This window comes from Stenotrophomonas sp. Y-13 (assembly GCF_046267925.1).
Lineage (GTDB): Bacteria > Pseudomonadota > Gammaproteobacteria > Xanthomonadales > Xanthomonadaceae > Stenotrophomonas > Stenotrophomonas acidaminiphila_A.
On sequence record NZ_CP176501.1, the window covers coordinates 2,826,410 to 2,838,418 of the forward strand.

The window sequence follows — 12,009 nt, forward strand, 5'->3', positions numbered from 1 at the left end:
GCAAATGCCGGGGGCCGGGGCCGGGCATTTGCAGCCGCGGCCCGGTCAGAGATCGAAGGCGAGCATGTCGCGCCCGGTGGCCGCGCGCACGATGCGCTGGTAGACCCCGGTGCCGCCACCGCCGCTGGTCATCACCACCAGCCCGCGCCCGTGCCGCGGGTCGCCGACCGCGAAGGTCTTGTAGCGGCCGGCATTGGCGCCGCCATGGAAGAACCAGCGCGTATCCGCGTCGATCCGTTCCAGGTTCCAGCCCAGGCCCTTGTCCAGCCAGCCGGGCCGCACCGCCAGCTGCGGGGTGAGCATCGCCTGCCGGGTCGCCTCGCCGATCTCCCAGTCCTGCCGCACCGGGCGCCGCATGATGTGGGCGATGAAGCGCGCGTAGTCCTGCACCGGGCCGCGCAGGCTGGCGGCGGCATTGGCCAGCAGGTCGCCGGGCCATACGAACATGCCCGCCGGCGCGGCGGCCTGCGCCTGCGGCAGCGCGCGCACCGCGTCGTCCCAGGTCCAGGCGGCCAGTGGCTTGCCGCTGGCCTCGGCCAGCGGCTGCAGCAGCGGCCATTGCGCGCGGAAGGTCTGCACCACCGGGCGGGCGCCCGGCGCGGCCACGCCGGTCACCGAGTGGCGCGCGGCATGCGCGTTCCAGGTGTAGGTGCTGCCCTGCATGCCGGCGGGCCCGAACAGGTGCTGCTGCGCCCATTGGTCCAGGGCCTGGCCGGTGACCGTCTCCACCACCCGCTGCAGCCAGAAAAACGCCTCGCCCGAATAATCCACGCGCTGGCCGGGGGCGACCCGCGTGCGCAGCGGCTCCCGATCGGGGTGCGCGCGCCAGCCCGGCAGGCCGCTGCTGTGGCGCAGGACGTCGCGCACGGTGATCCGCGCCAGCTGCGGGTCGTCATCGGCCAGGAAATCGGGCCGGTGGTAGTCCACCAGCGGGCGGTCGAGCGCAAGCGCCCCGGCATCCACCAGCTGCAGCACCAGGTAGGCGAACACCGGCTTGCTCAGCGAGGCGCACTCGAACACGCTGTCGGCGTCGACCGGCGCACCGCTGTCCACGTCGGCCACGCCGAACCCGCGGTGCCACGCCAGCTCGCCCTGGTCCACCACGGCGATGGCGACGCCGGGCACGCCGAAGGCACGCATCCATTCCGGCAACGTGGCCAGGAAGGCATCGGACGGGATCCAGCGCGGATCGTCGCGCATGCGGGCCGCCGCACGCCCCGCCGCCGGCAGCAGGGCCAGTGCCGCGCCGCCCGCGGCGGCCGCCAGGAAGCGGCGTCGATGGATCGGATCGGCAACCGTCGCGTGCATGCCCATACCTCTGCGCCAGGGAACGGACTGCATAGCAGCCGCGGCCCGTGGCGGCAAGCGCGGCCGGCCGGTGCGCGGCAGGCGCACAGGCCGCACGGCGGCATCGGGTGAGGCCGCCACCACGGCGATGGCCGCGCCGACGCACCGCCCGGTCCCGGGCGTGGCCCGGCACCTGCAGGCCAGCCCGTGCACGGCAACACGCGGCCCGGCGCAGGGATGCGGCGACCCGCGCCGGAAACACAACGCGCGGCGCGGTGGCGCCGGCGGGGGTTACTCCAGGTTCTGCACCTGCTCGCGGATCTGGTCGATCAGCACCTTCAGTTCGACCGCGGCGTTGGAGGTGCGGCTGTCCACCGACTTGGAGCCCAGCGTGTTGGCCTCGCGGTTGAACTCCTGCAGCAGGAAATCCAGGCGCCGGCCGACCGGTTCGCGCTCGCGCAGCACGCGGCGGATCTCGCCGATGTGGCTGCCCAGGCGGTCCAGTTCCTCGTCGACATCGAGCTTCTGCAGCCACAGCACCAGTTCCTGCTCGGCACGGCCCGGGTCGACCGGGTGCGGCAGGTCGGCCAGGCGCGCGGCCAGCTTGGCGCGCTGGCCTTCACGGATGGCGGGGATCAGCCCGCGCACCTCGCCGGCGATGCGTTCGATCGCGTCCACCCGCTCGCTGATCGCCGCGGTCAGCTTGGCGCCCTCGCGCTCGCGCGCGGCGACGAAGCCGTCGAGGGTCTCGTCCAGCAGTGCCAGCGCCTCGGCCTGCAGTGCCGCCGCATCGACCGCCTCGCCACGCAGCACGCCCGGATACGCCAGCAGTTCGGTGAAGCCGATGCGCATGTCCGGGAACCGCGAGTGCAGGCGCCGCGCCAGGCCGCCCAGCTGCTCGACCAGCGCCTCGTCCACCGCCAGCGTGGGCGCCGCGTCCGGCGCGCGCAGGCGCATGACCAGGTCCAGCTTGCCGCGGCTGATCCGCGCGGCCACGCGCTCGCGCAGCTGCGGCTCGAGCGCGCGCAGTTCCTCCGGCAACCTCACCCCCACTTCGAGGAAACGGTGGTTGACCGAGCGCAGCTCGCAGCCGAGGGTGCCCCAGCGCGTGCCGCGTTCGCCGCCGGCATAGGCGGTCATGCTTCGGATCATGTGGATTTCCGGTGCGTTGCAAAGGGCGAATGGTACCCTAGGCGTCCCCGGATGCCGGCCCCGCAGGCCGCCCGGGCGCCCCCACGCCGCTCCATCGCCACCCGGATTTTCCATGACCTTTTCCCGTCCCAGCGGCCGCCAGGCCGACCAGCTGCGCAGCGTCACCCTCGAACGCGGCTTCACCCGCCATGCCGAGGGCTCGGTGCTGGTGAGCTTCGGCCACACCCGCGTGCTGTGCACCGCCAGCGTCGAGAACCGCGTGCCCGGGTTCCTGCGCGGCAAGGGCGAAGGCTGGGTCACCGCCGAGTACGGCATGCTGCCGCGCTCCACCCATACCCGTTCCGACCGCGAGGCCGCGCGCGGCAAGCAGGGCGGGCGCACGCTGGAGATCCAGCGCCTGATCGGCCGCACCCTGCGCGCGTGCATCGACCGCAATGCGCTGGGCGAACGCACCATCACCCTGGACTGCGACGTACTGCAGGCCGACGGCGGCACCCGCACCGCGGCCATCACCGGCGCCTACGTGGCGCTGGTGGATGCGGTGAACACCCTGCTCAAGCGCGGCGAGATCAAGCGCAACCCGGTGTTCGGCGCGGTCGCCGCGGTATCGGTCGGGGTCTACAAGGGCGTGCCGGTGCTGGACCTGGACTACGCCGAGGACAGCGACTGCGACACCGACATGAACGTCGTCATGAACGATGGCGGCGGTTTCATCGAGCTGCAGGGCACCGCCGAAGGCCATGCCTTCCGCCGCGACGAGCTCGATGCGCTGCTGGCGCTGGCCGAGAAGGGCATCGGCGAACTGTTCGCCGCCCAGCAGGCCGCCCTGGCGCAGGCATGAACCGGCACATCGCCCTGGTCACCGTGGTGGTGGCCGATTACGACGAGGCGATTGCCTGGTACACCGGCAAGCTCGGTTTCCAGCTGCTGCAGGACGTCGACCAGGGCCACAAGCGCTGGGTCGTGGTCGGGCCGGCCGAGGGGAGCGGCGCCGCGCTGCTGCTGGCACGCGCCAGCGACGAGGCGCAGCGCAGCCGCATCGGCGACCAGACCGGCGGCCGGGTCGGCTTCTTCCTGCACACCGACGATTTCCACCGCGACCACGCGGCCATGCGCGCGGCCGGCGTGCAGTTCCTGGAAGCGCCGCGCGAAGAACCCTATGCCACGGTCGCGGTGTTCCGTGACCTGTACGGCAACACCTGGGACCTGCTGGAGCCCCGCCGATGAAGACCCTGGTACTGGCCAGCCACAATGCCGGCAAGCTGGCGGAAATGCGCGAGATCCTCGCCGACCTGCCGCTGCAGGTCACCTCGGCCGCCGAACTGGGCCTGGGCGATGTCGAGGAGACCGGCCTGACCTTCGTCGAGAACGCGCTGCTCAAGGCCCGCGCGGCCTGCCAGGCCACCGGCCTGCCGGCGCTGGCCGATGACTCGGGCCTGATCGTCGACGCCCTGGGCGGCGCGCCCGGCCTGTACAGCGCGCGCTACGCCGGCGTCCCGGGCAACGCCGCCGCCAACAACGCCAAGCTGCTCGAGGCAATGGCCGGCATTCCCGATGGCGAGCGCGGCGCCCGCTTCTACGCGGTGATCGTGCTGCTGCGCCATGCCACCGATCCGCAGCCGCTGATCTGCGAGGGCCGCTGGGAAGGACGCATCACCCATGCGCCGCGCGGCACCCACGGCTTCGGCTACAACCCGGTGTTCCTGGACGAACGCCATGGCCTGACCGCCGCGGAGATGGAGCCGGCGCTGAAGAACGCCATCAGCCACCGCGCGGTCGCCCTGCAGCAGCTCAAGCGGCAGCTCGCCGCCTGGCACTGACCGCCCTGTCCGCGACGCCCTGCCCGCCCATGCCGCACACCCACGACCATTGCGACCACCTGCCCGGCGAGGCCTGCAGCGCAGATCACGCACCGGTGCGGCTGGTGCCACCGCCCTTGTCGCTGTACGTGCACCTGCCCTGGTGCGTGCGCAAATGCCCGTACTGCGATTTCAACTCGCATGCCGGCAAGGGCGCGCTGCCGTTCGACGCCTATGTCGACGCGCTGGTCCGCGACCTGGACCAGGACCTGCCGCTGGTCTGGGGCCGGGTGGTCAGCAGCGTGTTCTTCGGCGGCGGCACCCCCAGCCTGTTCCCGCCCGAGGCGATCGACCGCTTCCTGCAGCAGGCCAGCGCGCGGCTGCGGTTCGCGCCGAACCTGGAAGTGACGCTGGAGACCAACCCCGGCACCGCCGAGCACGGCCGCTTCGACCGCTACCGCGCGGCCGGGGTGAACCGCATCAGCTTTGGCATCCAGACCTTCAACGACGACGCGCTCAGGCGCCTGGGCCGCATCCACGACAGCCGCGAGGCCGAGCGCGCGGTGAAGCTGGCCCGGGATGCCGGCTACGACAACTTCAACATCGACCTGATGTACGCGCTGCCGGAACAGACCCTGGCCCAGGCCGAACATGACCTGGAGCGCGCGTTCGCGCTGGCGCCCACGCACATCTCGCACTACCAGCTCACCCTGGAGCCGAACACGGTGTTCTTCGCGCGGCCGCCGCGCGGCATTCCCGACGAGGACAGCGCCTGGGACATGCAGGAACATTGCCAGGCGCTGCTGGCGCAGGCCGGCTACGGCCAGTACGAGGTCAGCGCCTATGCGCGCGACGGCTGGCAGTGCGCGCACAACCTCAACTACTGGCGTTTCGGCGACTACCTGGGCATCGGCGCCGGCGCGCACGGCAAGATCAGCTCCGGCGCGCAGCAGCAGGTGCTGCGCCGCTGGAAGCACAAGCACCCGCAGGCGTTCATGGAGGCCGCCGGCACCGCGGCGGCGATCGGCGGCGACGACGTGATCGACGCCGCGCGGCTGCCGTTCGAATACATGCTCAACCTGTTGCGCCTGCACGAAGGCTTCGGCCTGCGCGACTTCGAGTCGCGCACCGGGCTGGACCGCGCCGTGCTGCAGCCGGCATTGGCCAGCGCCGTCGAACGCGGCTGGCTGCGGCACGACGGCGTCCGCGTCGTCCCCACCGAACTGGGGCGGCGCTTCACCAACGACGTGATCGAGCTGTTCCTGCCCTGAACAGGGCATTGGGCCGCGCAAGTAGCGGCAGCACCGGCGAAGTGATAGAAATCGCCCACCAGGGGCGGAACGTACAGCGGATGTCAGGCACCACAGCACCCTTTTCCAGCCAGGCGGCGGCGCGGCTTGCCGGCGCGCCGGCCCCCGAACGCGTCCGCCAGCTGCTCCAGGCCGTCCACGGCATTGCCGCCCAGGTGCTGGCCTCGCCGCTGCAGCTGACCATGGTGCAGTTGGAACGCGAACTGTTCGGCCTCGCCGAGAAGGCGCGCAACAGCCAGGTCCAGGCCGATGTCTATGCGCAGATCCGCCAGCTGGGCGCGCAGGCCGCCGAGTTCCCGGGCTGGTTCCTGGACGCACTGGCCGAGGACCTGGCGCGGCTGCGCCGGCCGTCCACGGCAGGCAACGCCCCGGCGTCGACAGCGGCGCCGGCGATACCGGCGATGAGCCTGGTCACCGATACCGACATCGACCGCGACATCGTGCTGCACGAGATGGCGCGGCGCGAGAGCTACCGCGCGCAATCGCACCTGCAGCTGCTCGGGCAGCGCTTCGGCGTGCTCGCCGCGCAGCCGGCGTTCGATGCCGAGAGCCTGCCGGTGGGGCCGTACGCGCTGTGCCGGATACTGCGCGCCTGCGGCGAGCGGCTGGGCCTGAACCTGGAAGCGCAGCGGCAGCTCTACCATGTGTTCGAACGACAGGCGATGGAGCGGCACGTCGAGCTGCTCGACCGCCTGAACATGCTGCTGGCGCGCGAAGGCGTGCTGCCTGGGCTGGTGTACATCCCCTACCTGCCACGGCCGGCAGGCCAGCGCCGCACCGCCGGCGGGCCCGCCGCGGCCACGCGCGAGAGCCCGTCCGCGGCGGCGCCGCGGCCACTGACCCAGTGGCAGGGACAGGCGCCGGCGGCGTCATGGGCGGAGGCCGCGATGGGCGCCATGTCCATGCCCGCGGCCGCCGCGCCGGGGCCGGCCCCCGCCACGCCGAACACGACCACGACCACGACTACGACGGCGGCCAGCATGGCCTCGCTGCACGAGCTGCTCGATGCCGCGCGCCAGCTGCTGGCGCAGCAGCTGCAGGCCGGCAGCGGCGGCGCTGCCGCTGCGGGTGCCAGTGCGGGTGCGGGCAGCGGCGGCGGCATGGCCATCCCCCCCGACCTCCTTCCGCAGTTGGCCGCCCTGGGGGGCCAGTTGCGTTCCGCCACGCCCGCGCCAGGCGTTGCACTGGCCGACCTGGCGGGCATGGCGCCGCCGGCACACCCGGCGGCCACGCCGGCGCGCGCGGTGCCCAGCGAGGCGGTGATGGACGTGCTCGCGCGGCTGCAGCCACAGGGCGCGGCACCCGGCGCGCGCCGCAGTTTCGGCGACATCCAGAAGGCGCTGCTGTCGCAGGTGCGCGCCGAACACGGCGAAAGCGCCACGCTGTCGTCCCGCGACAGCAACACGCTCGACCTGCTGGGCATGCTCTACGGGCAGATCCAGCGCGAAGTACGCAGCAATGGCCCGGCCACCGACCTGCTCAATCGCCTGCAGGTGCCGCTGGCGCGCGCCGCCGTCGGCGACGAGGCGTTCTTCATCCGCGACCAGCACCCGGCGCGCGAACTGCTCAACACCGTGGCCGAGTCGGGCGCGGTATGGCTGGGCGACGACGACGGCGACCCGGCGCTGCTGCAGAAGCTCGGCGAAGCGGTGGACCGGGTCGTCGCCGAGTACCAGGGCGACGAGTCCGTGTTCGCCGCCGCCAACCGCCAGGTGCAGTCGCACCTGCAGGCGGCGGTACGCAAGGCCGAGGTCACCGAACGCCGGCAGATCGAGGCCGCGCGCGGCAAGGAACGGCTGGAAGCGGCCAAGCAGCTGGCCGGCCGCACCATCGGCCAGCTGTGCCGCGCGGCCAACCCGCCCAGGTTCGTGCAGACCCTGCTGCACGAGGCCTGGAGCGACGTGCTGACCCTGACCCTGCTGCGCCAGGGCGAGGACTCGGACGAATGGCGCCAGCGCCAGGAAGCGACGGCGCGCATCGGCCGGATCACCGCCAGCGCCGACGGCGCGGCCGATCCGGCGCTGTGCGGGCAGATCGAGGAATCGCTGCTGCAGGTCGGTTACCACGAGGACGAGGCCGGGGCCATCGCCCGCCGCCTGTCCACGCCCGGCGGCGAGGATGAAATCACCTCGCGCACCGAACTGGCCGCGCGGCTCAAGGCCCGCGCACGGCTCGGCGGCGACAGCAGCAACGGCGCGGACCCGCAGGCACCGCCGCCTGCCGAACGCACCCCGGCCGAGGAAGGCTTCTACCGGCAGTTGCGCACGCTGCCGTTCGGCACCTGGTTCGAGTTCACCATCAACCAGCAGGGCGACGCCCGCCGCCTGCGCCTGTCCTGGTACAGCCTGGTCACCGACAACGCGCTGTTCGTGAACCAGCGCGGGCAGAAGATGGCCGAACATTCGCTCGATGCGCTGGCGCGGCTGATGGCGCGCGACCAGCTGCGCGTGGTCACCGAGGACCGCGGCCGGCTGATCGACCGCGCCTGGCAGGCCACCCTGCGCGCCCTGCGCGCGCTTGCCGGCGGCAGCGCCGCACCGGAGTCCGCATGATCCCCGATACCCGGCGCGCCCCGCGCCTGCAGGTGCCCGCGCTGGTGCCGGTCACCGACACCATGACCGCCGGCGTGATCGGCCGGCTCGGCAACGTGTCCGAAACCGGCATGCTGCTGATCGCCTCCGAACCGCTCAACGAGGATGCGCTCTACCAGCTGCGTTTCCCGGTGCCCGACGGCCGCGGCGGCGAGGTACCGATCGACGTCGGCGTGCACCTGCTGTGGCGCGAAGCGGCACAGGCGCCGGGCCACTTCTGGGCCGGCTTCCGCTTCCTGACCCTGGAAAAAGGCCACCGCGAACGCCTGCGGCAGTGGATCGAATCCAGCCTTCCGGCATCCTGAGCGACGGAACCGGCACAGCGGCGCGGCGCCGATTGCGGCACAATTCCGGTTCAATTCCCGCCCTGCCGCGAGCCTGTCCATGAACCTGCCCGATCCCGGCCGCCTGTACGCCGACCACCTGGATGTCCTCGTCCGCCGCGCCGACGAAGCGCTGGCCCGTGGCGGCTTCGATCACCTGGTCGTGCCCAGCGGCCGCCTGCATTACCAGGCCTTCGACGACCGCGACTATCCGTACGCGGTCAACCCGCAGTTCAAGGCCTGGCTGCCGCTGACCCGCGTGCCCGACAGCTGGCTGATCCACACCCCCGGCCGCCGCCCGCAGCTGGTCTACCACCAGCCGCACGATTACTGGCACGCGGTGCCGGCCGCGCCCAATGGCTGGTGGGTCGAGCATTTCGACATCCACGTCATCCGCACCCCGGAACAGGCGCTGGCGCTGCTGCCCAAGGACCCGGCGCGCTGCGCGATCCTCGGCGAAGCGCAGAGCGCGCTGGGTGGTTTCGCGCCCAACAACCCGCAGCCGGTCATCGACTACCTGGACTACCAGCGCGCGTTCAAGACGCCGTACGAGATCGCGCTGATGCGCCAGGCGCAGGTGCATGCGGTGCGCGGCCACCGCGCCGCCGCGGCCGCGTTCCATGCCGGTGCCAGCGAGTTCGCCATCCACATGGCCTACTGCAGCGCCGTGGACCAGGACTGCAATGAACTGCCCTACGGCAACATCATCGCGCTCAACGAGCATGCGGCGGTGCTGCACTACACCGATCTCGGTCGCGCCGCGCCGCAGCCGGCGCGCAGCTTCCTGATCGACGCCGGTGCGTCGGCATGCGGCTACGCCAGCGACATCACCCGCACCCATGCCGCCGCCGGCCATGACGAGTTCCAGGCGCTGATAGACGCGGTTGACGCCGCGCAGCGGGGCATGTGCGCGGCGGTGCGCAGCGGCTTCGACTACAAGCAGCTGCACGTCGATGCGCACCTGGCACTGATGGGCATCCTCAAGGACTTCGGCGTGATCACCGTGTCGCCGGAAGCGGCGCTGGCCAGCGGCGTCAGCGCGGCGTTCTTCCCGCACGGCATCGGCCACCTGATCGGTGCGCAGGTACACGACGTGGCCGGTTTCGCCGCCAGCGACCGCGGCGGCCGCATCGAGCGCCCGGCCGGCCACCCCTACCTGCGCATGACCCGGGTGCTGGAGCCGGGCATGGTGGTCACCATCGAACCGGGCGTGTATTTCATCGACATGCTGCTGGACGAAGTGAAAAAGGCCGGCAACGCCGCCAGCGTGAACTGGGCGCGGGTCGACTTCTTCCGTCCCTACGGCGGCATCCGCATCGAGGACGAGGTGCTGTGCACCGACGGCGAGGCCGACAACCTGACCCGTCCGGTGTTCGCCGCGCAGGACTGACCGCATCCGCCGCCGCGCGCATGCATGAGCGGGCCCGGCCGCGCAACGCGGCCGGGGGTTTGATCCGCGCGCGCCCTGGCCGCCGGCGCGCCCACGGTACCGCCGGCTTCCGCGCTGGCGCCCCGGCGGGGGACTGGCCGGCCCGCCGGCAGCGCCGCGGCCGCCGGCAGGATCCTGCCGGTACGACGGGCGCGGATGCCTGCCGCTTTCGATACGACCGGAAGGGCGTGCCGCAGGATCCCGGCGGCGGACTTGACCACGCGGGCACGCGGGCGAAGTGCGCGACGGCAGGGCCCGCCCGACCCGCCATGGGAGCTTCTGAAAGGCATGTCTGCGGCGTGCCTTTTGCCTGCACGCACGAGGAAACGCAGGCCGCTGCGGGAAGGCGCGCGGACACCGCTGCGTTGCCCTGGGCCTTGCTGCACTGGGCAAGGGCGGACGCCGAGATCAAAGGCGGTCACTCCTGCTCCGCGACAGCGGGCCGCTTCATCCTTTGCGCGCGCACCGAGAAGCAACCCGAAGACAGCACCACGGAGGCGATCCGCCAGACGGCAGCCGCCGACTGCCCGCGCTCCCGGCCGCAGCGACGGCCACGCGCAACCCGCCCCGCCCGGACACGCGCGCCTCTGCGCCGCGCGTTCCGCCGCGGTGCCCGGCCTGCTCCCGGGCAAGGAAAAGCACGATGCACGAGTACGGCAGCGCAAGCACGGGTAACGGCAACCGCAACGACAACGACAACCGCAGAAAAAGCCACGGCGCTGGCATCGCAACTGCGCGTTTGCGTCGCCCTTCCCGCGCCGTGCGCGGGAACACCCATGCGTGGGCGCCTCAGCGCCCGGCCATGAATGCCTCGATCTGGTCCGCGCTGCGTTCCAGCGCGCCGGTCAGCACGCGGTGGCCCTCGGCGGTGATCAGCACATCGTCCTCGATGCGGATGCCGATGCCGCGCCAGCGCGGCGCCACGCTGGTGTCGTCCGGCGACACGTACAGCCCCGGCTCGATGGTGAACACCATGCCGGCCTCCAGCAGCCGCGATTCGCCGGCGAGCTTGTAATCGCCCACGTCGTGCACGTCCAGGCCCAGCCAGTGCCCGGTCTTGTGCCGGTAGAAGCGCTTGTAGTGGCCCTCGATCAGGTTCTCCTCCAGGTCGCCCTTGAGCAGCCCGAGCCGCAGCAGGCCCTCGGTGAGCACCTCGACCGCGGCCAGGTGGCCTTCCTCGTAGGCAATGCCCGGCTGCGCCTGTTCCAGCGCCGCGGCCTGCGCCGCCAGCACCAGGTCGTGCAGCGCGCGCTGTTCGCGGCTGAAGCGGCCGCTGACCGGGAAGGTGCGGGTGATGTCGCTGGCGTAGCCGCGGTACTCGGCGCCGGCATCGACCAGCACCAGGTCGCCGTCGCCGCTGCCGCCGTTGTTGGCGCGGTAATGCAGCACGCAGGCATTGGCGCCGGCGCCGACGATGCTGTTGTAGGCAGGGCAGGCATCGTGGCGGCGGAACTCGCGTTCCAGCTCGGCCTGCAGTTCGTACTCGGCGATGCCGGCGCGCGCGATCCGCATCGCCGCGCGGTGCGCCCGCACGCTGATGTCGGCGGCGTGCTGCATCAAAGCGATCTCGGCCGGCGACTTGAACAGCCGCTGCTCGTGCAGCAGGTGGCCCAGCTCCAGGAATTCGTGCGGCGGCTGCGCGCCATGCCGCACCTGCGACCGCACCCGGTTCACCCAGCCGATCAGCTTGAGGTCGAAATCGGCGTCGCGGCCGAAGTGGTAATAGACCCGCGAACGCCCTTCCAGCAGGCCCGGCAGGATGTCGTCCAGGTCTTCGATCGGGTAGGCGTCGTCCATGCCGTAGCGCGCCACCGCGCCTTCCTGGCCTTCGCGCGGGCCGTCCCAGGCTTCGCGCTCGGGATCGCGCTCGCGGCAGAACAGGATCGTCTCGCCGTGGCGGCGGCCGGGGATCAGCACCAGCACCGCTTCCGGCTCCGGGAAGCCGCACAGGTACCAGAAGTCCGAATCCTGCCGGTACGGGTAATGGGTGTCGTTGCTGCGCACCCGCTCGGGCGCGGCCGGCAACACCAGGATGGCGTCGTCACCGGCCGCTTCCATCAGCTGGCGGCGGCGGTGCGCATACTCGGCGGCGGCGATGCCGGTCAGCATGTGCATGGC

General features: G+C 72.1%; 10 protein-coding genes. 7 read left to right on the forward strand and 3 right to left on the reverse strand.

Annotation, left to right across the window (positions count from 1 at the left end):
* Positions 1-45 precede the first annotated feature (45 nt).
* Both ACJ7VY_RS12805 and ACJ7VY_RS12810 read right to left on the reverse strand, forming a co-directional pair.
* Positions 46-1,308 (reverse strand): serine hydrolase domain-containing protein, encoded by a 1,263-nt coding sequence (locus tag ACJ7VY_RS12805; RefSeq protein ID WP_409475760.1) that lies wholly within the window; start codon positions 1,306-1,308, stop codon positions 46-48.
* A 270-nt stretch (positions 1,309-1,578) separates the two neighbouring features.
* The gene (locus tag ACJ7VY_RS12810; protein ID WP_409475761.1) at positions 1,579-2,439 is read right to left on the reverse strand and encodes a YicC/YloC family endoribonuclease; all 861 of its coding nucleotides are present in this window, start codon (positions 2,437-2,439) and stop codon (positions 1,579-1,581) included.
* 112 nt (positions 2,440-2,551) lie between these two features.
* On the opposite strand from ACJ7VY_RS12810, the gene rph reads away from it, so the two are divergent.
* The 7 genes from rph (at position 2,552) to pepQ (ending at position 9,852) form a co-directional block, all read left to right on the forward strand.
* Positions 2,552-3,280 (forward strand): ribonuclease PH, encoded by a 729-nt coding sequence (gene rph, locus ACJ7VY_RS12815; protein ID WP_104939473.1) that lies wholly within the window; start codon positions 2,552-2,554, stop codon positions 3,278-3,280.
* Positions 3,277-3,666, forward strand: a complete 390-nt coding sequence (locus ACJ7VY_RS12820; RefSeq protein WP_313230792.1) for a VOC family protein — start codon at positions 3,277-3,279, stop codon at positions 3,664-3,666. Before rph ends, ACJ7VY_RS12820 begins: the two co-directional genes overlap by 4 nt.
* Complete coding sequence (gene rdgB, locus ACJ7VY_RS12825) at positions 3,663-4,259, forward strand: RdgB/HAM1 family non-canonical purine NTP pyrophosphatase (RefSeq protein WP_104939475.1); 597 nt, start codon at positions 3,663-3,665, stop codon at positions 4,257-4,259. The genes ACJ7VY_RS12820 and rdgB overlap by 4 nt, the downstream gene beginning before the upstream one ends.
* 29 nt (positions 4,260-4,288) lie before the next feature.
* Positions 4,289-5,509 (forward strand): radical SAM family heme chaperone HemW, encoded by a 1,221-nt coding sequence (hemW, locus tag ACJ7VY_RS12830; protein WP_409475762.1) that lies wholly within the window; start codon positions 4,289-4,291, stop codon positions 5,507-5,509.
* An 80-nt stretch (positions 5,510-5,589) separates the two neighbouring features.
* Positions 5,590-8,100: a DUF1631 domain-containing protein gene (locus ACJ7VY_RS12835; protein WP_409475763.1), complete on the forward strand. Its 2,511-nt coding sequence runs from the start codon at positions 5,590-5,592 to the stop codon at positions 8,098-8,100.
* Positions 8,097-8,444 (forward strand): PilZ domain-containing protein, encoded by a 348-nt coding sequence (locus ACJ7VY_RS12840; protein ID WP_161614980.1) that lies wholly within the window; start codon positions 8,097-8,099, stop codon positions 8,442-8,444. The genes ACJ7VY_RS12835 and ACJ7VY_RS12840 overlap by 4 nt, the downstream gene beginning before the upstream one ends.
* Before the next feature lie 79 nt (positions 8,445-8,523).
* Positions 8,524-9,852: a Xaa-Pro dipeptidase gene (gene pepQ / locus ACJ7VY_RS12845; protein ID WP_409475764.1), complete on the forward strand. Its 1,329-nt coding sequence runs from the start codon at positions 8,524-8,526 to the stop codon at positions 9,850-9,852.
* Positions 9,853-10,680: 828 nt separating this feature from the next.
* Here pepQ and ACJ7VY_RS12850 read toward each other — a convergent pair.
* A complete protein-coding gene (locus ACJ7VY_RS12850; RefSeq protein WP_161614982.1) occupies positions 10,681-12,006 on the reverse strand; it encodes an aminopeptidase P N-terminal domain-containing protein in 1,326 nt (441 codons plus the stop codon).
* Positions 12,007-12,009: the final 3 nt, after the last annotated feature.